This is a genomic window from Candidatus Poriferisocius sp., assembly GCF_965204145.1.
Taxonomy (GTDB): Bacteria; Actinomycetota; Acidimicrobiia; order Acidimicrobiales; family Bin134; genus Poriferisocius.
In genome coordinates this window covers 1,368,282-1,388,689 of record NZ_OZ241977.1, presented here as the reverse complement: position 1 = coordinate 1,388,689, position 20,408 = coordinate 1,368,282, and the positions used below count along the sequence as shown (strand labels likewise).

26 protein-coding genes are annotated in these 20,408 nt (G+C 64.2%); 8 read left to right on the top strand and 18 right to left on the bottom strand.

What is annotated here, in order from left to right:
• Positions 1-44: 44 nt before the first annotated feature.
• From ACOGI7_RS06340 to ACOGI7_RS06320, 5 genes are all read left to right on the top strand, one after another.
• On the top strand, positions 45-224 hold the full coding sequence (locus ACOGI7_RS06340) for a hypothetical protein (protein ID WP_419851070.1): 180 nt from the start codon (positions 45-47) through the stop codon (positions 222-224).
• Between the two features lie 6 nt (positions 225-230).
• Positions 231-632, top strand: coding sequence for a hypothetical protein (locus ACOGI7_RS06335; protein ID WP_419851069.1), 402 nt, complete (start codon positions 231-233; stop codon positions 630-632).
• Positions 633-642: 10 nt separating this feature from the next.
• Positions 643-1,062: a hypothetical protein gene (locus tag ACOGI7_RS06330; protein WP_419851068.1), complete on the top strand. Its 420-nt coding sequence runs from the start codon at positions 643-645 to the stop codon at positions 1,060-1,062.
• Between the two features lie 4 nt (positions 1,063-1,066).
• Positions 1,067-1,438: a hypothetical protein gene (locus tag ACOGI7_RS06325; protein ID WP_419851067.1), complete on the top strand. Its 372-nt coding sequence runs from the start codon at positions 1,067-1,069 to the stop codon at positions 1,436-1,438.
• 64 nt (positions 1,439-1,502) lie between these two features.
• Entirely contained in the window at positions 1,503-2,876 is a 1,374-nt protein-coding gene (locus tag ACOGI7_RS06320) for a hypothetical protein (RefSeq protein ID WP_419851066.1), read from the top strand.
• Here the strand turns inward: ACOGI7_RS06320 and ACOGI7_RS06315 are convergent.
• The 9 genes from ACOGI7_RS06315 to tatB form a co-directional block, all read right to left on the bottom strand.
• On the bottom strand, positions 2,857-3,270 hold the full coding sequence (locus tag ACOGI7_RS06315; protein ID WP_419851065.1) for an NUDIX hydrolase: 414 nt from the start codon (positions 3,268-3,270) through the stop codon (positions 2,857-2,859). The genes ACOGI7_RS06320 and ACOGI7_RS06315 overlap by 20 nt on opposite strands.
• On the bottom strand, positions 3,267-3,758 hold the full coding sequence (locus ACOGI7_RS06310; protein ID WP_419851064.1) for a GNAT family N-acetyltransferase: 492 nt from the start codon (positions 3,756-3,758) through the stop codon (positions 3,267-3,269). The genes ACOGI7_RS06315 and ACOGI7_RS06310 overlap by 4 nt, the downstream gene beginning before the upstream one ends.
• A gap of 3 nt (positions 3,759-3,761) precedes the next feature.
• A complete protein-coding gene (locus ACOGI7_RS06305) occupies positions 3,762-3,995 on the bottom strand; it encodes a hypothetical protein (protein WP_419851063.1) in 234 nt (77 codons plus the stop codon).
• Complete coding sequence (locus ACOGI7_RS06300; protein WP_419851062.1) at positions 3,992-4,483, bottom strand: hypothetical protein; 492 nt, start codon at positions 4,481-4,483, stop codon at positions 3,992-3,994. Before ACOGI7_RS06300 ends, ACOGI7_RS06305 begins: the two co-directional genes overlap by 4 nt.
• Before the next feature lie 108 nt (positions 4,484-4,591).
• The gene (locus ACOGI7_RS06295; RefSeq protein ID WP_419851061.1) at positions 4,592-6,208 is read right to left on the bottom strand and encodes an FAD-dependent thymidylate synthase; all 1,617 of its coding nucleotides are present in this window, start codon (positions 6,206-6,208) and stop codon (positions 4,592-4,594) included.
• Positions 6,205-7,383, bottom strand: a complete 1,179-nt coding sequence (locus tag ACOGI7_RS06290) for a M20 family metallopeptidase (protein ID WP_419851060.1) — start codon at positions 7,381-7,383, stop codon at positions 6,205-6,207. The genes ACOGI7_RS06295 and ACOGI7_RS06290 overlap by 4 nt, the downstream gene beginning before the upstream one ends.
• Before the next feature lie 55 nt (positions 7,384-7,438).
• Positions 7,439-8,050 (bottom strand): hypothetical protein, encoded by a 612-nt coding sequence (locus ACOGI7_RS06285; RefSeq protein WP_419851059.1) that lies wholly within the window; start codon positions 8,048-8,050, stop codon positions 7,439-7,441.
• Positions 8,051-8,055: 5 nt separating this feature from the next.
• Entirely contained in the window at positions 8,056-8,919 is an 864-nt protein-coding gene (gene tatC / locus ACOGI7_RS06280; RefSeq protein ID WP_419851058.1) for a twin-arginine translocase subunit TatC, read from the bottom strand.
• The gene (tatB, locus tag ACOGI7_RS06275) at positions 8,916-9,239 is read right to left on the bottom strand and encodes a Sec-independent protein translocase protein TatB (RefSeq protein ID WP_419851057.1); all 324 of its coding nucleotides are present in this window, start codon (positions 9,237-9,239) and stop codon (positions 8,916-8,918) included. The genes tatC and tatB overlap by 4 nt, the downstream gene beginning before the upstream one ends.
• Before the next feature lie 70 nt (positions 9,240-9,309).
• Between tatB and ACOGI7_RS06270 the strand changes: the two genes are divergently transcribed.
• Positions 9,310-10,056 carry a glycerophosphodiester phosphodiesterase gene (locus ACOGI7_RS06270; protein WP_419851056.1) on the top strand — a complete coding sequence of 249 codons (747 nt, stop codon included), beginning with the start codon at positions 9,310-9,312 and terminating at the stop codon, positions 10,054-10,056.
• Positions 10,053-10,901, top strand: coding sequence for a metal ABC transporter ATP-binding protein (locus ACOGI7_RS06265; protein ID WP_419851055.1), 849 nt, complete (start codon positions 10,053-10,055; stop codon positions 10,899-10,901). Before ACOGI7_RS06270 ends, ACOGI7_RS06265 begins: the two co-directional genes overlap by 4 nt.
• Before the next feature lie 9 nt (positions 10,902-10,910).
• Here the strand turns inward: ACOGI7_RS06265 and lepB are convergent, their stop codons facing one another.
• The 9 genes from lepB to arc form a co-directional block, all read right to left on the bottom strand.
• Positions 10,911-11,558 (bottom strand): signal peptidase I, encoded by a 648-nt coding sequence (gene lepB, locus ACOGI7_RS06260; protein WP_419851054.1) that lies wholly within the window; start codon positions 11,556-11,558, stop codon positions 10,911-10,913.
• A 14-nt stretch (positions 11,559-11,572) separates the two neighbouring features.
• The gene (locus ACOGI7_RS06255; RefSeq protein WP_419851053.1) at positions 11,573-12,529 is read right to left on the bottom strand and encodes a helix-turn-helix transcriptional regulator; all 957 of its coding nucleotides are present in this window, start codon (positions 12,527-12,529) and stop codon (positions 11,573-11,575) included.
• Positions 12,526-13,482, bottom strand: a complete 957-nt coding sequence (locus ACOGI7_RS06250) for a helix-turn-helix transcriptional regulator (RefSeq protein ID WP_419851052.1) — start codon at positions 13,480-13,482, stop codon at positions 12,526-12,528. The genes ACOGI7_RS06255 and ACOGI7_RS06250 overlap by 4 nt, the downstream gene beginning before the upstream one ends.
• A complete protein-coding gene (gene pafA, locus ACOGI7_RS06245) occupies positions 13,482-14,840 on the bottom strand; it encodes a Pup--protein ligase (RefSeq protein WP_419851051.1) in 1,359 nt (452 codons plus the stop codon). Before pafA ends, ACOGI7_RS06250 begins: the two co-directional genes overlap by 1 nt.
• Positions 14,841-14,877: 37 nt before the next feature.
• On the bottom strand, positions 14,878-15,555 hold the full coding sequence (gene prcA, locus ACOGI7_RS06240) for a proteasome subunit alpha (RefSeq protein ID WP_419851050.1): 678 nt from the start codon (positions 15,553-15,555) through the stop codon (positions 14,878-14,880).
• Positions 15,552-16,352, bottom strand: coding sequence for a proteasome subunit beta (gene prcB, locus ACOGI7_RS06235; protein ID WP_419851049.1), 801 nt, complete (start codon positions 16,350-16,352; stop codon positions 15,552-15,554). Before prcB ends, prcA begins: the two co-directional genes overlap by 4 nt.
• Before the next feature lie 16 nt (positions 16,353-16,368).
• On the bottom strand, positions 16,369-16,563 hold the full coding sequence (locus ACOGI7_RS06230) for a ubiquitin-like protein Pup (protein ID WP_419851048.1): 195 nt from the start codon (positions 16,561-16,563) through the stop codon (positions 16,369-16,371).
• 79 nt (positions 16,564-16,642) lie between these two features.
• Positions 16,643-18,166, bottom strand: coding sequence for a depupylase/deamidase Dop (gene dop, locus ACOGI7_RS06225; RefSeq protein WP_419851047.1), 1,524 nt, complete (start codon positions 18,164-18,166; stop codon positions 16,643-16,645).
• 99 nt (positions 18,167-18,265) lie between these two features.
• Positions 18,266-20,023, bottom strand: coding sequence for a proteasome ATPase (gene arc / locus ACOGI7_RS06220; protein ID WP_419851046.1), 1,758 nt, complete (start codon positions 20,021-20,023; stop codon positions 18,266-18,268).
• A gap of 144 nt (positions 20,024-20,167) precedes the next feature.
• Here arc and ACOGI7_RS06215 point away from each other — a divergent pair, with 144 nt between their 5' ends.
• The gene (locus ACOGI7_RS06215; RefSeq protein WP_419851045.1) at positions 20,168-20,401 is read left to right on the top strand and encodes a ferredoxin; all 234 of its coding nucleotides are present in this window, start codon (positions 20,168-20,170) and stop codon (positions 20,399-20,401) included.
• Positions 20,402-20,408: the final 7 nt, after the last annotated feature.

Below are 20,408 nucleotides of genomic sequence, written 5' to 3'. Positions count from 1 at the left end.
CCGCTAACCCCTGGAGAAACCAAATGCAGTCAGCCATCGTCCAAATGATCCTTATCGTGGTCGGCATCGCCGCCGCTGCCATCGTGGCCTTCATCGTCTACGCCCAACTCAGTACAAATGCCCCAGAAACCGGGGACAACATCGACAACACTCGGATCACGAGCCAGAGGCTGTGCGAAGCAGTAGGTGGAACGTGGGATACCAATGATGACACTTGCTCATAGCCACCCATGACCTCCTCCCTGGTCGTCATGCGCACCTCGGTGCTGCTGATGCTGCTGCTGGCCACCATTACCGGTTTGTACGTGAGCCACATCACCCGGCTGTCGGCCGATGCCGCCGCCCAGTCGGCGGCCAGCGCTGCGGCCCAGGCTGCGACCGCCGCAGGATGGCAGTGCCAAGCCACTCCCCCACCCGAGGCGTTCACCGCTGCCACCCGAGCGGCCTGGAGCCAAGTGAACCACCTCGCGGTACAGCCGGTGGCGGTTGAGGTGTTCGCCGACGCCTGCAACCTGATCGCCGCGGTCACCGCCGCGCCGCTGGACACCAGGGTGTCTTCACTGCACACCACTGCAACTGCCTGCCGCTCAGCAGTTCGCGCCGCTACCCTCAGCGTCCCTGGATCGTGTTGAGGGCAGACCCATGAGCGATGCCATCTCGTTCCTGCTGATCCTGCCCGCGCTGGTGCTCGGCGTCATCCTGCTCGACGCCGCTGGGACGCTGGGAACGGCCCGGCATCGAACGTCGACCTTTGCCGAAACCGCGGCCGCGCATGCAGCCGACACGCTGGCCCACTCCCCCGCTGTGGGCATCGAGCCATCGACCCGGACTCGGTGGGAAGAGGTGGCCGACACTGTGGAGCAATCCGGGCTGGCCGCCACCGCCGGGGTCTGCGATCAAACCGATGCCGCGTTCAACGTCAGCTTGGTTTCCCAGCCAACTCCTCCCTGGAATCCCGGCGTGCCCCCTTCCGTGGCTGCGGTGGTCAGCTGCCCGGTCTCGCTGGGCAGTTTGCTCACCACCACCCGGGTTCTGGTCGCCAGCGTGGAATCGGTGCGGTAGAGCGATGCACACCCCGGTCGTGCTGTTGTCGCTGGGTCTGGCTGTGGCGGTGGCCGCCGGATCGCTGGCCGACCATGCCGACTTGATCACTGGCCGAAATCTGGCTGCGGCCAGGGCCGAGCGGGCCGCAGCCGCGTTCATCGAAGGCTGTAGCTCTCTGGGGTGCGATTCCGGCGATGTCAACGCCACTCGCCTTGACGGCACCATCCTCTCCGGTTGCGTCCGCCAGGCCGGAGGAGAGTCCGTTCTTCAGGTGCGAGCTCGCGTCCCCTGGAATCCTCGGGTGTTCACTGGTCTCACTCCAGCCACCGGCATGGTCGTCCTTGACCTTGGGGGCTTCAACGTCCCCGCGGCCGCCGTGCTGAGACCATGCTGAGGTTCCGCCACGATCATCAACAGCAGTTCTGCACGCGAGTGCAGATGCGGTAGCGTGACCGCCGGTGTCTCGGAGGATAGAAATAGAGTTGACCAGCCAGCGGCCCGATGGCTCATGGACTTGGAGGGCTGCGGGGGCACGCGAGCCCAAGGGCGAACTAGCCGGAGATCTGATCACGTTCGCTGCCAGCGTGGGTGACGAGCTCACCGTCGAGGCAGAGTTCCACATGGACGGCATCGAGATCATCGAGGCGTTCGAGCCCAAGAAGAAGCGATCCATGCCGGAGACGCTGGAGGTTCTGGGATCTGGTCGGGATCAGCCTCTGGTCACAACCCAATTGGTGTCCAACCGCAAGAACCGGGACCGAGGCGACCGAAGAGACAGACAAGACCGTCGAAACCGAGGCGACCGAAGAGACCGTGATCGCCAGGAATCCCGCCGGGAAGACGATCGCCCCAAGGCGAAACGACTGCGCCCGAGCCGAACTCACCGCCAGGCATTGATAGAGGGCTTGCCCGAGGACCAGAAGCCGGTGGCTGAGAAGATGATGCGCGACGGCACCACCTCAGTGGAACAAGCACTGCGCGACCATCGGAAGAAGGCCCGCGACGCCGCCAAGGCCAAGAGGGAAGCAGCCGAGAAGGAGGCCGCAGAAAAGGCTGCCCAAGCCGAGGAATCTGGCCAAGCTGATGAAGAGGCCCCTGAGACCGAACCTGCCGCTGAAACCGCCCAAAAGGCCGTCGAAGCCGAACCTGCCGCTGAAACCGCCCAAGAGGCTGCCAAGCCAGAAGCGACCCCAGCAGAGCCAACCCAGCCGGAGCCTGCCGACGACTTCTTGACCGTTGCCGGCAAGCTACTTCCCCGAGTGCGGGCTGCGGAATGGCGGGACCGGGTTGATGCGGCCCTAGCCGATATCGATGAGATCGACCTGCGCGATCTCCGATCAGTGGTCGTGGCTGCGGAATCCGGGGCGTCCGACGATGATGCCAAAGCACTGGCCGAAGAACTGCGCACCAAGCTCACCCAACGCGTCGACCGGGAACACGCCGAGTGGCTGGCTGAGGTGGCGTCGACGCTGGCCGATGGTCGAATGGTCCGGGCGCTGCGGCTCAGCGCCCGGCCCCCAAAGGCCGGAGTGCCCCTCCCCCAGGACATGGTGACCCGGCTGACCGAGGCCGCCAGCGCGGCGCTGACCAGCGATACCCCGTCGAAGCGCTGGACCACCGTGCTTGGCGCAGTGGCATTCTCGCCGGTGCGCCGGACCGTGCAACCCCAGGGAATTCCCGAGAACCCCGACAAGGAACTCCTTGCCGAAGTCACGAAACTGTCTGAGCGGGTACCCCACATTGCCGCCCTGTTCGGCGTGGAGCCCACCCCGCCTCCAAGGCGCGGCCGTCGGAGCGCAGGTGCCTCGACCGCTACTCGGGCGGCGAACTAGGAATCACCCGGTGATCGGCCAAGAACTGGAGCAGGCCGTCCACCAAGTCCCATTCCTCTAGCTCTTCGAGGGCGACCCATGCGGCGTCAGAGGCATCGGTGCCAGCCGTTGGCGCCGCATCGGATGCCACCGTGACCCAGAAGTCCACCACCACGTAGTGACGGCGGCGGCCGATGAGCTCGATCCAGCCCACGGCCTCGCCCACCTCCCCTTCCAGCCCGGTTTCTTCCCACATCTCTCGGCGGGCCGCTTCGGCCAGGGTCTCACCTCGCTGGACCCGGCCCCCGGGCACCGACCAGAGCCCTTGACCCGGCGGAGTGCCTCGACGGATGAGCAAAATGGCGTCGTCGCGCACCGCTACGGCACCCACGCACAGCTCCGGGCCGTCGATCATGCCTCTTGGTCTGGTTCGAGGCGGGTATGCACGATCAACGCGTGGGCCGTCATCTTGAATGTCTCGAAGAAATTCTTGGCCTCGCGGTGACCCGGCAGCACGAAGGCGTCAATCGCCACCAGCTGTTGTTCCCGGGCCCACTGCTTCAGAGCATTGAAGAGCGACTCCCCCACGCCGACTGACCGAGCATCGGGGGTGACGAACAGTTCTTCGATCCGGGCAATAGGCGATCCATCAAGGCGGTCGAGCCGGCGAGCCCATCCGTAGCCCACCACTTCTCCCTCCCAGATACCGGCCACCAAGAAGGTCGCTGGGTCAGCCAACAGCTGGGTGAGGTAGTCCTCCAGTGGTTCGGGAGCAGCATCGGTGGCCATCCAGCGCTCTCCTCCCCGGTAGTTCAGGGCCTCTCGACGGGCCTCGCGGGCCAAATCAGCGACGGTGCCGATTTCTCCCCGGTCGACTGGTCGGGCTGCGCCCTGCTTTGCCATCGCTCAACCTGGCTTCGGATCAGCAGAGTCGTCGCTGGACGCCGGCTGGGCCGAGGAGTGGCCCAAGGCCATGCGACCGAGCAGCCGGGCCGCCTCGACATGGCGGCGACCTCGGGAGGCCAACTCTGAAGGGGGCGCGTCCACCGAGAGCAGCAGCCCCACCGGGGCGTAAAGGACCGCGTCAAGCACCCGGTCTAGGGCTTCCCGGGCGGGCTCAGCGCGATCGGTTGAGCTCACAGCCGGGCCAACGACGGGCAGGGCTCTTCCCCGGATGGGCATCGGGGGTTTTCACGGGATCCGAATTGACTGGAGCTGACGATCAGGAAGCACCCCTCGCAGGTCCACTCATTGTCACGTTTGGGAGCGACTTGGCCTGAGGCTTCCGGCGACGGGTCGGGAGTCTCCTCGTCCTCATCCTCATCGTCACCGGCAGCTAAGCGATCCTTCAGAATGGTGTCGAGATCGGCCTCCACATTGTCGGGGTCGATGTCCTCCCCGTCGCCGTCCTCGTCTTCGGACATGGTTGCATTGCGAACCGGCCCGTTCTTGCCGCTCTCTTCTTCTTCCTCGGCTTCCTCTTCGAGCTCTCCGTCGAGTTCGTCATCGGCAAGCACGTCGTCGAACTCACCATCCAGGTCTTCGCTGAGATCTTCACCGAGATCCTCGATGTCGCTCTCGTCGAACTCTTCGTCCGGCATCTCGTCGCGTTCGTCAGGGTCTGTCATGCTCCCCTGCTACCTCCTCTGGCAAACCGATCAGCGCGGATCATAGACACCCTTACCCCCACCATGTGCGGACTTACTGGTTCAATCTTCCTATTGCGCTTCTCGAGCTCACGCCTGCTCTCGAACCTGGCGCCGTTCTTCGGCTCGGCGCTCGGCGTCTAAGCGCCCCAGCGGCAGTTCTTCGCTGAGGTCCACGAACCTCATCATCTCCGCCACCGCCCCATGCCCTGCCTCATCGCGGATAAGCCGCCACATCTCCTGCCCGATCCCCCGGTACACCGAGTGGCCCTGGGGAGTGGTGCGCAATTCAATCAGGTGCATGGCTGCCCGCGCGTTGATGCTCATGACGAAGCGCACCTTGTAGGCGAAGCTGACTGCGTAGGACGCCTGCTCGGGAAAATCCCGGTTCAGCAGGTCGTACAGCGCGGCCGACCTCTCCATGACCTCGTCGAAGACCGGTGCACAGCCCGCGGCATCCACCGACTCCGGGAGGGTATAGCCGTGTCGAGGACTGAGTTTCTGCCACTCCAGTGTCAGCATCCGATGGCGCTGGAGATCCCGAAAGGCGCCGTAGTCGGCCAAGACGTCGAACCGGTAATACGGTCGCTCCAAGGCACGCCCCGGCTTGTGTCGGCGGTTGTTCCTGTTGCCCACATAGGCCCGTACCACCGACAGCCGGTCTTCGGCGCCCATCGCGCCAACCTCCCGCTCCAGCTGCTCCTCCGGCAGGTGGGTATAGGGGTACAGCATGGAGGCCACCATCTTGAGCTCGGCCTTCGGGTCGAAATCCACCAGCCGAACGGTGGGAGCCTCGTCAGCCGGCAGGTCGGCGGGCACCAAGTAGTCGGCCACGCTCTCCATCGACTCTTGGACATCGCCCATATACCGGCTCCACTCCATCCCCCGATCCTCCAAGTCCACCCGCTTCAAGAAGGAGGGGATCACCTTGCGGAGCTCGGTCAGCATCAATTCGGCATAGGCCTGGACCTCGGGCAGTTCGTGAGCCCGCATCCGCAACAGCAGGAGCTCATACGACTGGCCGGTGCCGTAGATGCCCACGTTGGACACAGTGGCGGCGGGCAGCACCCCCCGAACAGAGTCCAGCGCCTTGGCCTGAATGGCCTGTCGGTAGGCGAAGTCAGAGGATTCCGAGTCCCTCAGAGTGTGTTGGCGGTAGAAGTCGGTCATGGCCGGCAGCAGATAGCCGTAGGACTCGAACATCCGGTCCATGTCGCTCACATAACGGCCCGAAAGGGGTGAATCTCCGACTTGGGGATCCCGGTAATAGCGATAGCGGCCCCCGATCCTGGCCAGATAGTCGATGTATCGAGTGGACTGCTCCAGGTACGACATCAGCCGACCCCACTCCAGCACCTTGGTCAAGATGTTGGAGGCCTGCTCGCAGGCCAAGTGGACACCGCCCAGCTGGGCCACCGAATCGTCGCCATACTCGAAGAAGACCCGGTCGTACAGCTCCTCTGCCCGGCGCAATCCCACGGTGGCGTCAATGGTCACGTCCCCGCTGATGTCCAGCTCTCCGACGAATTCGTCCAAGAAGAGTCGCCTCAGCGATTTGGCCGATCGGCTGTAACGGGCGAACAGCGCGCCCTTGACCACCTCAGGCAGATTTACCAGGGCAAATACTGGTTGGTCCAGGTTGGTGAAGTACCGGCGGAGGACGTCCTCTTCGTCGGCTGTGAACTGTTCGGCAACGTACTGGCTCATTGCCGGTCGACGGCCAGTTCTTCAGAGGCCCGATCCAAGGCGTCGGGGTCAAGCCAAAGGTCAGCCACCGTCATGGCCATCATCTTCGCCCCGTCGAGCACGGCCTGGTCGCCACTCTGCGATTTCGCATAGTCGGCGAACTCCGGGGAATGGATGGCCACATTGTCGGGAGCCACTTTGATCATGGGATGGATCGATGGCACCGCGTGGCTGACGTTTCCCATGTCGGTGCTGCCCACCACTGCGTACGACGATCGGGGCTCGCTTGCCGCTCTCCCAGTGGCAGCTGCATTCCTCGTGTAGAACTCCAGCATGACTTGGCTGTCGATCATGTCGGCATAGATCGGCGCTTTGCACTGACATTCGATTTCGACTCCGGCAGCGGCGGCACCGGCCTCAAGACAAGACACAACTCTTTCCCGCAGCTCCGTGAGGCTGTCGAGCTTGGGGGATCGCACGTACCACTCCGCAGCCGCCTCGTGGGGAACGATGTTCGGCTTGTCCCCCGCCCGGGTGAAAATGCCATGGATGCGCTCATCGGGCCGAATGTGCTGGCGGAGCGCAGCCACGTTCATGTAGCCCAAGACCGCTCCGTCGAGGGCGTTGCGGCCCTTGTGGGGCGAGGCGGACGCGTGGGCTGACTGGCCGGTGTAGGTCACCTCCAATTGCTCCACCGCAATGGTGCTCATCGAGGTGAGCTCGTGGTTGGCGGGATGAACCATCATGGCCGCGCTGATGCCGTCGAAAGCACCACGCTCCAGCATGTAGCACTTGCCTCCGCCGCCCTCCTCCGCAGGGGTGCCGATAATGCTGACCTGTCCACCGAGCTTGTCGGCCATAGCTGCCGCGGCCAACCCGGCGCCCAGCCCTGCGGCGGCGATTATGTTGTGGCCGCAGGCGTGCCCAATCTCGGGCAGAGCGTCGTATTCGCAAATGACCGCAATATGGGGTCCACCTCGGCCGGCTCTGGCCACAAAGGCCGTGTCCAGGTTGTAGGCCGACCGCTCCACCTCAAGGCCTTCTTCCTCCAAGACGGAGCAGAGCAGGTCGTGCGCGACGTGCTCCTCAAAGCAGAGTTCGGGGGTCTCATGGATCCGGTGGGAGACGCTGAGCAGACGGGCTGCCCGGGCGTCGACCTCCGAGGCCATCTGCTGCTTGGCCACATCGGGTGTCACGGGGCGAATGCTAGTGGTCTTTCCGGCCCCCATTGCGTATCTGCCAGCCCGCCCATCACACCACCACCGTGAGCGCGGCGGGCTCGACCCGGATCGACAATTTGGAGGCTCGCTGAACCGGCTGCCCGTCCAACTCCACCATCAGCGGCTCCTCGAACTCCGCTTGGAACGCGCCGGTGCGGTGGTAGCGAATTTGCGGGTGGGGCAAGTGATCCCCAGTGCCGACCCGTCGCCGGGCCCGCAGCCGATCTCCCATCGACAACCGCCCGTGGGAGATGTCCAGCAGTCCATCGCCCGGATGGGCCTTGGGACCCAGATTCCAGGTTCCCCGCCAGGCCGCGTTCATGGCTACGAGGGCCTCGCCGGCCCACCCCTTCCTCCGGGCCACAAGATGGGCGCAGAACCAGAACAGACGGCCGTCCAGCAATACCGCTCCCAGATCCACCTGGAACCGCCACGCCTCCGGCGAGCGAATGGCACCGGCATCACCCCGGCCTCCAAGCGTCCGGCACAGATCGCCTCCCAGCAGCCCGAGCTCGGGCAGTTGGCGGTTGGTTCGGCGGGCCTCCTCAATCAGCATCCGGGCCTCGGCATCGCTGTCAACCAGCACACCGTCGGGCCCTAGGCCACCGGTCTCGCCCCAGGCCTCTCCCCGCCTGACGGCCACGTCGCTCAGTCTTCGCCCGTCGGGGCGGCTGGTGACGCCTCGAGGGCATCCTCGGCGGCCTCATCGGCCGTCTCGCGGCGGTCACGGCGGTCGCGCAGCCAGCCGATGCCGATAGCCGCCTCGTAGAACAAGTACATGGGCACCGACAGCACCATCAGGGTGAACGGGTCTCCGCTGGGGGTTATCACCGCCACGAGGGCCACGATGCCGACAATGGCGAACCGCCGCCACCGTATGAGCTGTCGGTAGTGGATGATCCCCGCGAACTGCAAGAACACCAGCAGAATGGGGAACTCGAAGCCGATCCCGAACGCGGCCATCATCTTGATCACGAACGACAGGTACTTGGCGGGCGAGAAGCCGGTAACCAGGTCTTCGCCTCCGATGGCGGCCAAGAACTTGAGCGCTCGGGGAATGCTCCAGTAGGCCAAGCCAGCACCCAGGGCGAACAAGAGGGCGCCGATCACGGTGAAGGCGGCCGCGTGGCGGCGCTCACGGGGATAGAGGCCGGGCTGCACAAACCTCCACACTTGCCAGAGCACCACCGGTATTGCCAGGGTCAACCCGCCATAGCCCGCGACGGTCAGCCGCACTGAGAAGGGCTCCAGCGGATCGAGCACCAAGAGCTCGCACCCGCCGAAGAGGTTCTGTCGGGCGGCCTCCTCAGCCACCGCCTGTTCGGGAGCAATCTCGCAATAGGGCTGGACCATAAAGTCCAAGATCTGGGGATAGAGCACCCAGCAGGCCACCGCCCCGACCACTACCGCCAAGACGCACTTGATGAGCCGCGAGCGCAGCTCCACCAAGTGCTCCATCAAGGGCATGGTCCCGTCGTGTGAGCGGGCGCGGCCCTTCTCCGGGTCGCTCACGGGCTGCTTCGTGGTTGATCAGAGGCCTGTTGGCCGGCGTGCCCGCCATCCTGATCGCCTGCTTGTGTCGCCGGCTCGCTCGGCTGGCCGCCGGCCTCTTTGCCCTCTTCGACGGCAATTTGACCTCGCCGACGCGCCTCCTCCTCAATGGGCTCGTCGAGGGCATTCTGCAATTCCTGCTGGAACCCCGTGGAGATTTTGCGCACTTGTCGGATGACGTTGCCGATCTGGCGGGCTGCTCCGGGCAATTTGTCAGGTCCCAATACCACAAGGGCCACCACCACGATCACCGCGATTTCAGCCCATCCGAGGTTGCCCACCCCCAGAGGCTACCGCTCCACCTGCTTTCTGAGGTTGTCCGGGCCGGGGGCAGCAACCAATGATGAAGGGGTGCCTACCCGGATCTCCCCGCTTCGAATCCCGCCTCTGGGATTCGCCCATCGGGGCGCTCGGGCCCACGAACGGGAAAACACACTGGCTGCCTTCTCGCTTGCGCTGGAGATGGGGGCCGCCGGCCTGGAGAGCGATGTCTGGGTGACCGCCGACGGCCGGGCGGTGCTCGACCATGACGGCCTGGTTCGCTCATCCCGCTGGCGGAAAAAGCGCCCTATTCCCGACTGCCGCCGCGACGAACTGCCCGACCACATTCCCACCCTGACCGAGCTGTTCAACGAGTGCGGTACCGACTTCGAGTTGTCGCTCGATCTGAAAGACGCCGCCGCGGCGTCCGCGGTAGTCGACAGTGTGGACGCGGCCGCCGCCCACACCGGCGAGGCTCTTCGGGCACGTACGTGGCTGTGCCACCCCGATGTCGACACTCTGGTTGGTCTGCGGAGACGATGGCCCGACGTGCGCCTGTGCAACTCCACCCGGCTGAGCCGCATGGACGGTGGGCCGGAACGGCGAGCTGCGGTGCTGGCCGAAGCCGGGATCGACTCGGTGAACCTCCATCAGACCGACTGGACCGGTGGCCTGGTCACCTTGTTCCATCGTTTCGGAGTGTTGTGCTTCGGCTGGGACGCCCAGCAGCCCCGGGTGCTCAACGAGCTGCTGGACATGGGCATCGACGCGGTCTACAGCGACCATGTCGACCGCATGGGTGACGCCCTAGCGCACTGGTACCCTGACGGGCAATGACTGATCCAGCCGCAATTCAAGGGGTTTCAGCTGCTCAGGACAGAACTCCCGTGGAATTTGTCGGCGTTGCGGCGGAGTACAACAACGGCCATGTCGCTCTTCAGGGGATCACTTGTCGAATGGAGCACGCCACCTCGACAGCCCTGGTTGGGGCCAATGGCTCTGGCAAGACTACCTTGCTGCGATTGATCGCCGGCCTTGTCAGGCCTTCAGAAGGGACGATAAGCCCGGACCCCTCCAAGAAGTCGATGGCACTGGTGCCCCAGCAGCACGGTCTGCGGGCATGGATGCCGCTGACTGTTTCCGACGTGCTGCGCATGTCGCGCTTCCGCGATCGGGGTTTGGTGAAGCGATTCGGGTCGGCGGACCGGACCGTTATCGAGGACGCGGCCGAGCGCATGGAGGTGCTCGACCTGCGCAAGCGCCAGTTCGGAGAGCTATCGGGCGGGCAACGCCAGCGGGTGATGGTTGCCCAGGCCCTGGCCCACGATGCCGATGTGCTCTTGATGGATGAGCCCATAACCGGCTTGGACATGCCCAGCCAGGAGGCGATCGTTCGCATCATCGATGAGGAGCGCAGGCGGGGCCGGATCGTGGTCATCTCCACCCACCACATGGACGAGGCCGAGCTCTGCGATCAGGTTCTCCTCCTGGCGAACCGGATGGTGGCGGTAGGGGCCCCCGCCGAGGTTCTCACCAACAAGAACCTCCAGGAGGCCTTCGCGTTTCGGCTGGCTCGCGGCGATGAAGAACACGGCTTGCGCCACAGAAGCCACAGCGATCCCTCTGGCGACGTGACCCACGTGTTCGACGACCACGGCCATGGCCACGACCATCGCAACTGATGAGAAGAGTTAGAGCCGGCCGAAATCCGTGACCGGCCACAGCCGCAGGAAGGCGTGTCCCACGATCAGGTCTCCGGAGATGGGGCCGAACGCCCGGCTGTCGGTGGAGTTGGCCCGGTTGTCGCCCATGACGAACACCTCCCCCGCCCCGATCAAACATCCTCCGTCCTGGAAGGCCTCGCACTCGGAGGGCATCCTGCCGGTCGTGATGCCAGATGACTCCAGATAAGGCTCGTGGAGCCGCCGGCCATCGATATACACATCCCCCTCCACAAACTTGATCACTTCACCCGGCAGGGCGATAACCCTCTTGATGAGGTCGTCCTCCTGTCGACCGCTGACCCCCGGAGGCCTCTCGAATACCACGAGATCACCGCGGTTGGCGTCGTGGACGTCGTAGCCCAGCTTGTTCACCAGAACCCGGTCCCCGTTGTTCAGGGTGGGCTCCATGGAAGTGAACCGGATGTAGTAGGCCTGGAACAGCACCGCACGCAGCACCAGGGCCAGCGCGAGGGCCCCGGCCAAAACCACCGTCCACTCGGCAACGACTCGGGCAGTGGACTTCCTTCTTTCGCCGTCTGCGTCGCCTCCTCCAACCTCCTCACGGGTTGGCGCGGCCGCTGGACTTGCTGCTTCTTCCGGCTGATCGATGCTCATGGCTCGCGGTGCCCCTACTGGTATCGGGCCAGCACCCGCTGGGCGGCAAGCCGAGCTTGATCGGCGGCAATTGGCGGATCAGCGTGTCGCAAGTCGGCTTGGGGTCCCAACTGAAGCAACAGCCGCTCCAACCGGCTGATCTGGCTCACCGGCATGGTGGCGTCGATCTCACCGCTGTCCAGAGTCACTTGGTCTTCGGTTGGGTATTTCTCGATGGCCCAAGAAGCTCCCGGGGCCAGCCGCAGCACCACTCGGGGATCGCCTTCCCGAGCTTCGAAGGCCGAAGGCGTTCCCATTTCCTCCGGTGGGTCGAAGGGGGTCTCCAGCACTTGGAGAGTCCTGATGCGATCGATGCGGAACACTCGCACACCACCGGCCTGTTGGCAGTGGCCCCGCACATACCAGTTGCCCAACTCCGAGAACACCCGGAAGGGATGGATGATGCGGTCGGACTCCTGGCCTCTTCCGTAGCTGAAGTAGCGGATCCGAACTTGGCGGTAACCGGCGGCCGCGCCCAGCAGGGGCTCAACCCATTCGTCGGCCGACTCGCCCAAGCTCACCGCCAGATCCTCGCCGACGCTCACCCCCAGTCCCTCGGCCAGCTTGGCCAATCCCCGGCTCAATGGGCCATCGGGAGCAGCCCCGGACAACAAGGCCTCCCCCGCTCCAATCAACCCCAGCGCCTGGCCCTGCGTGAGCCGGAGCGGTCGGGAGAAATAATCCGCATTGCTGATTGCCACCCAGCCGCCATTGTCTTCTTCATCCAGGCCCATCACGTATATCAGCTCGTCGGGGGTGAACGGGTGCAGCCCCACTACGAACAACACCTTCACGAGGTCCTCTCGCAGCTCCGCCTCGGGATAGTCGAAACGCTGGGACACCTCGCTCAGCTCGGCTGCCCCTTGGGACATGACCCAGGGAACCAATTCCAGCATCCGCCGAAGGCGGTCCCCGGCGCTCAACCGGCTCATTGGCCGAACCCCTCAAGCCAGGCCACCATGTCTGCGCGCAGTTCGGGGGGTCCGAGAAGTTCGGCATGCTCCAAGAACTCCAGAACCAGCGATCGGAAGGCATCCGGGCTGCGGACTACCACCTCGAAGACCGCGGAACCGTCGGAGCCCTTCTCCGAAGGCTCTTGTCCGAGACGCCGCGCCGCCCAAACCGCTTGATCGGGGTCGACCCTCAACCGCGCGGTGACTGCTGGACCAGTCCCGAACTTCCACGGCTGAATCGGCACCCAGCCCGCGGTGCCCTCTGGCTGTTGGAAGCCGCCGGGGGGACCCAGTCCGACATCGCCTTCGATCCGGTCTACCCGGAAGGTGCGCTTGTCGTCGCGTCCCCGGTCATGGCCCACCACATACCAGTGGCCTTGGTCGAAGGCCAGGGTCCAGGGCTCCACCGCGCGGTGCTGCCCGCCGTAGGCGAAGTCGGCCACCCGCTGCTCGGTGACTGCTCGAAAGAGGTCCGCCAGCGCGGGATGAACGGGCACCGCCGCCAACTCGGCCTCCGTCCCCTCTCCCACTCTGCCGCCCAGCTTCCACAGCGCCTCGGATCCCGAGACCCCGTCGAAGCGGACCGCAGTGGCCGCCCGGTGCAGTGCCGCGAGCTCGTCTGCCTCGAAGTCCATCTCGGGCAGCGAGTAATCCTGTTTGCGAATGCGGTACCCCAAGGTCTCCCGCTCCTGGCCGGGCACCGGTCCGGAGAGAACGGGGATCTCGGCGTCGGCCAGCTCGTTCATGTCCCGGTGGAAGGCCCGCTTGGCGGCTGCCCCGTTTTCCGGATAGCCGGCCGAGTCGGCCCCCCGGGAAATGCCGACCCTCTTGTGGAGTTCCTCGATGGAGAGAAAGCGAGGGGTGTCGATCAACGCGGCGATGAGTCGAAGCAAGCGCTCCAATCTGACCTGCTCCGGCTTTCGCCTGGCCATCACAGGGATTCGATCAGCTTTTCCACCCGCTCGTCGTGGGCTCGGAACGGGTCTTTGCACAGGACAGTCCGCTGGGCTTGGTCGTTGAGCTTCAGATGCACCCAGTCCACCGTGTAGTCCCGCTTGCGCTCTTTCGCCCGCCGAATGAACTCTCCTCGGAGCCGGGCACGAGTCGTCGCCGGCGGGTTCTCCACTGCATGGCTGATCTCGTCGTCCACGCACATCCGCTCGGCCATCCCCCGGTTCTGCATCCGGTAGAAGAGGCTGCGCGACCGGTTCACATCGTGGTACTGAAGGTCGAGAAGAGCTACTCGAGCATCGCTGAGTTTGAGATCGTGGCGCTCGCGGTAGGCCTCAACAAGATGGAACTTCATCACCCAGTCGCATTCCCGGGTCAGGCCGAGCGGGTCTTCGGCGATCTGGGTCAGGCAGTGCTCCCACATTTGCAACGCCTGCTTGTCCTGGGGCTCCAGGTCTCGACTCTCGGCGTACTTGAGCGCCCGGTCGAGGTATTCGGACTGGATCTCCAGCGCGCTGACCTCGCGGCCGCTGGCCAGGCGTATCCGCCGGGTGCAGGTCGGATCATGGCTGATCTCCCGGATCGCCCGAATGGGATTGTCCAGGGTCATGTCCCGCAGGGCTACCGAGGGATCTTCCAGCATCCGCAGCAGAATGCTGGTCGCTCCGGCCTTGAGGAAAGTGGCGTACTCGCTCATGTTGGAGTCGCCCACTATCACATGAAGCCGCCGGTACCTCTCGGCATCGGCGTGGGGCTCATCACGAGTGTTGATAATCGGCCGTGAGCGGGTGGTTGCGCTGGAAACCCCCTCCCAGATGTGCTCGGCCCTCTGGCTCATGCAATACGTAGCCCCCCGAGCGGTCTGGAGCACCTTGCCCGCCCCGGCATAGATCTGGCGGCTGACCAGGAACGGAATCAACACCTCGGCGTACTCCGAAAAATCATCCCGTCGGCTGGTCAGGTAGTTCTCGTGGCAGCCGTAGCTGTTTCCCGCTGAATCGGTGTTGTTCTTGAACAGGTAGATGTCTCCTTGGATCCCCTCCTCCCGAAGCCGCTGCTCCGCGCTTTCGATGAGGGTCTCCAGAATGCGTTCTCCTGCCTTGTCGTGGGCCACCAGGTCGTACACCGAGTCGCACTCCGGGGTGGCGTACTCGGGATGGGAGCCCACGTCGAGATACAACCGGGCACCATTGACCAAAAAGACGTTGCTGCTGCGGCCCCAAGACACGACCCGGCGGAACAAGTAGCGCGCCACCTCGTCAGGGCTCAGGCGGCGATGGCCCCGAAGCGCGCAGGTGACGCCGTACTCGTTCTCGATCCCGAAGATCCGCCGCTCCATGCCTAGCCGTCCTCCATCCCAAGAACCTGCCGGTCCATCAGCTCAACAACCCGGCCAGCTCGTCGCCTTCGATTCTCTGGAAGGCCCTCCGCCCGATTTCCCGCACCAAGATGGCCACCTCAAGGTCGTCTGCTTCAAGCGTCCTCTCATCGCCGGACAGCGCCGCCGCCGCCGCTTGGACCGCCGCGCCCACTTCCCAGTCACGGTCATAGGCCTGCCCCAGCCGCTCGGCAATCGAGTCGGCTTCTCCCCCCAACACGGTGTACCCGGACTCGTCGTTCACCGTGCCGTCGTAGAGAACGTGGAACATCTGATCGCCGTCGGGATCCGTCGCCACCTCGGCCACCAGGATCTCCACTTCCATCGGCTTCATCTCATGGGTGAAGGTCTGTCCCAACACCTGGGCGTACTGGTTGGCCAGGCTCCGGGCGTCCACGTCTTCTCGGCTGTAGGTGTAGCCCTTGAGATCGGCGTGGCGCACTCCGGCGATGCGAAGCTGGTCGAACTCGTTGTAGCGGCCAACCCCGGCAAAGGCGATGCGGTCGTAGATCTCGCTGACCTTGCGCAAGGTGTTGGACCGGTTCTCCGCGCAGATCAAAATGCCGTCGCGAATGCTGAGCGCGGTGAGTGCCCGCCCCCGGGCGATGCCCTTGCGGGCGAAATCGGCCCGGTCCTTCATCAACTGCTCGGGAGCGACATAGAAGGGCATGGTCATTCTGGATCACCTCCTCGGCTCTCCAAACTGGCCAAGAGGTCGCGGAATCGAGACTCCACATCAGAATCGGCCACCCGCTCAAATCCGTCGGCGCCGATAACCGCCACCACCGGATAAATGCCTCGAACCAAATCGGGGCCACCGGTGGCTGAGTCCTCCTCCGCGGTGCGGAATAGGGCTGACACTGCCAGATCAATCATCTCGTCGGCGTCGGCGTCGGCCCGATAGCCCAGTTTGATCACCGTTCCCGCGTGGAGGCTCCCCGAGCCTCCTACCGCGTACTCCCGCTCCTCGTAGCGGCCGCCAGTCACGTCGTACTGGAACAAGCGCCCGACTTCGCGGCCGGTGTCGTAGCCGGCAAATAGCGGGACCACAGCAAATCCTTGCATCGCCGCGGGCAGGTTGTTGCGGACCATCATGCCGAGCTGGTTGGCCTTGCCATCCAGGCTGAGGGCCTTGCCCTCCACCTTCTCATAGTGCTCAAGCTGGAGCTGGAACAGCCGAACCATCTCCATGGCCGGCCCTGCGGCTCCGGCAATGGCAACCCCGGAGTATCGGTCGGCGGGGAAAACCTTCTCGATGGTCCGATGGCTGATGAGGTGTCCGGCTGTCGCCCGGCGGTCTCCCGCCATCACAACCCCTTGAAGGCAGCGAATGGCGACCACCGTGGTGGCGTGGGCAATGGCCACGTCGGTAGCCGGGACGTCGGGCACGGGCGGCACCAGCCCGGTGGAGCGCAGCAACTCCGCAAAGTTGGGGCCCGGGTCGCCCCCGGCTTCAAATAGGGGCAACGTCACAGTTTGCAGACTACCGCTACTGTCCGCCCTTTTGGATATATGACTTCACGAAGTCCTCGGCGTTGGACTCCAATACCTCGTCAATCTCGTCCAGCAGTTCGTCGAGCTCGGCTTTCAACTCTTCGCCTTGGTCCGAAGTCGCGGGGGCGTCCTCGACCTCAGACTGTTCTCGTTGAGGCGCCGGTTTCTTGATCTGCTCTCTTTCTGCCATCTCATTCCCCTCGTGCCCGAGTGCGTGCCGATCACGATATCGCGCTGACCCCGAAGTGAGGACAAATTGTGGAATCGCTTCAGCGGGAGCCCGGTTCCCGCAGGCGGGTTAGAAGTTCCGCCGCGGTGTCGCAGTCGGCCAGGAGTTGGTCGACATGGTCCAAGGTGCCCCGGGTGGGCTCCATCATGGGAACTCGCCGCAGCGGTTCGTCGCCTACATCGAAGACCATCGAATCCCAATTGGCGGCCACGATGCTGGGGGCCCAGCGCTTCAGGCACTGGCCTCGAAAGTAGGCCCGGGTATCCGTTGGCGGCTCGGAGATGGCTGATCGGGCATCTTCGGCAGAGATCAGCGATTCCAGATCCGCCCGAGCCGCCACCGAGCGCTCAGGCCGCAAGTCGTGGTATTGGAGGTCGAGAGCGGCCAGCCGGGCATCGTCGGGCCGCAGGCTGTGGCGCTGGGCCAACCCCTGGATCAACCGGTATTTGGCCACCCAGTCGAGCTGGTGGGCCAGGTTCATGGGGTCGGACTCCAGGCTGGTCAACACCTGCTCCCACCGCTCGATCACCATTTCGCCCACCGAACTTCCCACTGCGTCAAGCCCGTGGCTATCGGCGTACTTGCGGGCCTGGTCCAACAAGTCCCATTGGATCTCCAAGGCGGTGGCGGAAGTCCCGTCGGCCAGCTCCAAGGGCTTGTCCAGGCTCAAGTCGTAAGACACCTGCCGCATGGCCTGCACCGGCGTTCGAAAGCGGAATTCCCGGGGCAAGACGTTGTCCTCGACCATGGCCAGGACGATGGCAGTGGTCCCCACTTTAAGGAAGGTGGACACTTCCGACATGTTGGCGTCGCCGGTGATGACGTGGAGGCGACGGTAGTGTCGAGCGTCGGCATGGGGCTCGTCCCGGGTGTTGATGATGGGCCGCTTCAGCGTGGTCTCCAAGCCCACCTCTTCTTCGAAGAAGTCGGCCCGCTGCGTGATTTGGAACGGCACCTCTGCGGTTGTCAGCCCGGGGGCCTCGGAGCCGACCTTGCCCGAACCGGTAAAGATCTGGCGGGTCACCAGGTGGGCGGTGGCATGGACCACGATCTGGAAGAAGGGAGTGGAGCGGGCCATGAGGTAGTTCTCATGGCATCCGTAGCTGTTGCCCTTGCCATCGGAGTTGTTCTTGTACACCACCAAGTCTTGGCCGTAGGGCAGCACTTGGGCAGCCGCCTCCATCGAGCGGATCAAGATCAGCTCGGCTGCCTTGTCATAGCGAGTCACGTCTAAAGCGTTGCTGCATTCGGGAGTGGACAGCTCGGGATGGGCATGGTCCACGTAGTAGCGGGCGCCGTTGGTGAGCACGGCGTTCACCAGATGGGTCTCGATCTCCGGGGCCAACGACCCCAACGGGGCGATACCGCGGATGTCGTTGCCGGGCATCTCGTCCTCGAAGTCCCAGTTCACCCCGGCCGCCGGTCCACCTTCCCCGGTGCGCTCCACCTCTGACAGATAAGAGTTGATGAGCAGGGATGAGGCCGCGATCGGATTGGGGTCCTCGGTGCCGGTGTGCGCGATCCCGAACTCGATCTCAATGCCGCAGATCTTGGGAACCGCCATGCTCGGCACGCTACATGACTTAAGCGGTGGGACTAGCGGTAATCGGGATTTGAGGTTTCAGCCCGCCGACTTGAGCGGGGGGCCTGATGGTTATCGAGGTCAGAGATACTGGCCGGGGCCGATTGCCTCGATAGATCGTCCGCCCTGGCTGGTCTCCTCATTCGACAGCAGCGTGCGGACGAATACGATCCGCTCCCCCTTCTTGCCGGAGATCTTGGCCCAGTCGTCGGGGTTCGTGGTGTTGGGCAGATCCTCGTGCTCCCGGTATTCCTGGTGCACGGACTCCAACAGGTCATTGACATGGATGCCCGGCGCGCCCCCCGCCAGCAAGCGCTTGATGGCCAGCTTCTTGGCCCGCCGGACCACGTTCTCGATCATGGCCCCGGAGGCGAAGTCTTTGAAGTACATGATCTCTTTGTCACCGTTCTGATAGGTGACCTCCAAGAACTGGTTGCGCTCTTCCTCCAAGAACATCTCTGCCACCGTCTGCTCGACCATGGCCTGGATGGCCTTGTCCGGGTCGCCGCCGCCAAGCCCCTCCACCATGTCTGCGGCAATGGGCAGATCGGAGGTGAGGTAGCGGGAGAAGATCGCACAGGCCGCATCGGCATCGGGACGCTGGATCTTGATCTTCACATCCAGGCGCCCTGGTCGCAGAATGGCCGGGTCGATGAGGTCCTCGCGGTTCGACGCCCCGATCACGATCACGTTCCGAAGCGCCTCCACCCCGTCGATTTCGGCGAGGAGCTGCGGCACGACGGTGGACTCCATGTCAGAGCTGATCCCGGTGCCCCGGGTGCGGAAGAGCGACTCCATCTCGTCGAAGAACACGATCACCGGCCATCCCTCAGCCGACTTCTCCCGGGCCCGCTGGAACACCAGTCGGATCTGGCGCTCGGTCTCGCCCACGTACTTGTTCAACAGTTCCGGCCCCTTGATGTTCAAGAAGTAGGACCGCGCTTCCCGATCGGAGCTCATGTCTGCCACCTTGCTGGCCAGGGAGTTGGCCACCGCTTTGGCGATCAAGGTCTTGCCGCACCCTGGGGGGCCGTACAACAAGATGCCCTTGGGGGCGGGCAACTGGTACTCAGCGAAGAGATCCTGGTGAATGAAGGGAAGCTCGACTGCGTCGGTGATCTGCTCGATCTGCTCGTCCAGCCCGCCGACCTGCTCGTAGGTGATGTCGGGCACCTCCTCCAGAACAAGATCTTCCACCTCGGGCCGAGGCAGGCGCTCGACGAGCAGGCCCGAGCGGGAGTCCATCAGCGCAGTGTCTCCGCTCTTCAGCGGCTGGTCGATCATCTCGGTGGCCAGTTCCACCACCCGCTCCTCGTCGGCCCGGCCGACAATCAGGGCTCGCACACCGCCGCTCAACACCTCTTTGACGGTCACCACCTCGCCGGTGCCATCGCCCACCCGCGACAGCACGACGTTGAGCGATTCGTTCAATACCACCTCTTGGCCTCGGCTGAGCTCCTCGGACTCGATCTCCGGATGGAGCGCGACACGCATCTTCCGACCACCGGAGAACACATCCACGGTTCCGTCGTCGTTCCGGCCCAATAGGGTCCCGTAGGCCGACGGAGGCTGGGTCAGCTTGTCCACTTCGTCCCGCAAGGCGGAGATGTGCTCTCGGGCCTCGCGCAGGGTGTAGGTGAGCTTCTCGTTCTGAGAAACTGCCTTGGCCAGCTGTCCTTTGGTCTCCAGCAGCCGCTCTTCCAGGGTGCGGACCCGCTTGGGGGCGTCCTGCAACCGCTGGCGGAGAACGGCCACCTCTTCTTCCAGCGCTGCCATCTGCTCTGCCGGAGAAGTCTCCTCCGGTGGGATTTCTGTTTCCGCCCCGTCGCCGTCTGCCATACCAGTCCGACTTTACACGCGCTTTGTTCAATTGCCGCTGTATGGCCAAGGTTGACTTCTGGTCGGTTACACTAAGAGTCCACCCAGCGTCTACCATGCTTGCCGTCCGCTGCCTGTCATGAAAGGGCCAGAGCACCGATGCAAATGAAGGTCTGGATCGATCAAGATCTCTGCACTGGCGATGGTCTCTGCGAAGAGATCGCCCCCGATGTCTTCACCCTGCTCGACGACGGTCTGGCCTATGTGAAAGAGGGCGACAAGGTTTTCAGCGAACCCGGCGGAGTCGAAGGACTCGCCATCGTGCCTGAGGGTCAAGAAGAGGCAACCATCGAATCAGCCGAAGAGTGCCCTGGAGAGTGCATCTTCATCGAGGTTTGAGCCCGGC

Excerpts from the sequence above, each read along its gene's own strand:
- lepB (WP_419851054.1), bottom strand. The coding sequence starts at position 11,558 with ATGAGCATCGATCAGCCGGAAGAAGCAGCAAGTCCAGCGGCCGCGCCA.
- ACOGI7_RS06335 (WP_419851069.1), top strand. The coding sequence starts at position 231 with ATGACCTCCTCCCTGGTCGTCATGCGCACCTCGGTGCTGCTGATGCTG.
- ACOGI7_RS06330 (WP_419851068.1), top strand. The coding sequence starts at position 643 with ATGAGCGATGCCATCTCGTTCCTGCTGATCCTGCCCGCGCTGGTGCTC.
- pafA (WP_419851051.1), bottom strand. The coding sequence starts at position 14,840 with ATGGAGCGGCGGATCTTCGGGATCGAGAACGAGTACGGCGTCACCTGC.
- ACOGI7_RS06340 (WP_419851070.1), top strand. The coding sequence starts at position 45 with ATGATCCTTATCGTGGTCGGCATCGCCGCCGCTGCCATCGTGGCCTTC.
- ACOGI7_RS06255 (WP_419851053.1), bottom strand. The coding sequence starts at position 12,529 with ATGAGCCGGTTGAGCGCCGGGGACCGCCTTCGGCGGATGCTGGAATTG.
- ACOGI7_RS06315 (WP_419851065.1), bottom strand. The coding sequence starts at position 3,270 with ATGATCGACGGCCCGGAGCTGTGCGTGGGTGCCGTAGCGGTGCGCGAC.
- arc (WP_419851046.1), bottom strand. The coding sequence starts at position 20,023 with ATGGCAGACGGCGACGGGGCGGAAACAGAAATCCCACCGGAGGAGACT.
- ACOGI7_RS06310 (WP_419851064.1), bottom strand. The coding sequence starts at position 3,758 with ATGGCAAAGCAGGGCGCAGCCCGACCAGTCGACCGGGGAGAAATCGGC.
- ACOGI7_RS06230 (WP_419851048.1), bottom strand. The coding sequence starts at position 16,563 with ATGGCAGAAAGAGAGCAGATCAAGAAACCGGCGCCTCAACGAGAACAG.
- ACOGI7_RS06250 (WP_419851052.1), bottom strand. The coding sequence starts at position 13,482 with ATGGCCAGGCGAAAGCCGGAGCAGGTCAGATTGGAGCGCTTGCTTCGA.
- prcA (WP_419851050.1), bottom strand. The coding sequence starts at position 15,555 with ATGACCATGCCCTTCTATGTCGCTCCCGAGCAGTTGATGAAGGACCGG.
- ACOGI7_RS06300 (WP_419851062.1), bottom strand. The coding sequence starts at position 4,483 with ATGACAGACCCTGACGAACGCGACGAGATGCCGGACGAAGAGTTCGAC.
- ACOGI7_RS06295 (WP_419851061.1), bottom strand. The coding sequence starts at position 6,208 with ATGAGCCAGTACGTTGCCGAACAGTTCACAGCCGACGAAGAGGACGTC.
- ACOGI7_RS06265 (WP_419851055.1), top strand. The coding sequence starts at position 10,053 with ATGACTGATCCAGCCGCAATTCAAGGGGTTTCAGCTGCTCAGGACAGA.
- ACOGI7_RS06325 (WP_419851067.1), top strand. The coding sequence starts at position 1,067 with ATGCACACCCCGGTCGTGCTGTTGTCGCTGGGTCTGGCTGTGGCGGTG.
- ACOGI7_RS06215 (WP_419851045.1), top strand. The coding sequence starts at position 20,168 with ATGAAGGTCTGGATCGATCAAGATCTCTGCACTGGCGATGGTCTCTGC.
- dop (WP_419851047.1), bottom strand. The coding sequence starts at position 18,166 with ATGGCGGTTCCCAAGATCTGCGGCATTGAGATCGAGTTCGGGATCGCG.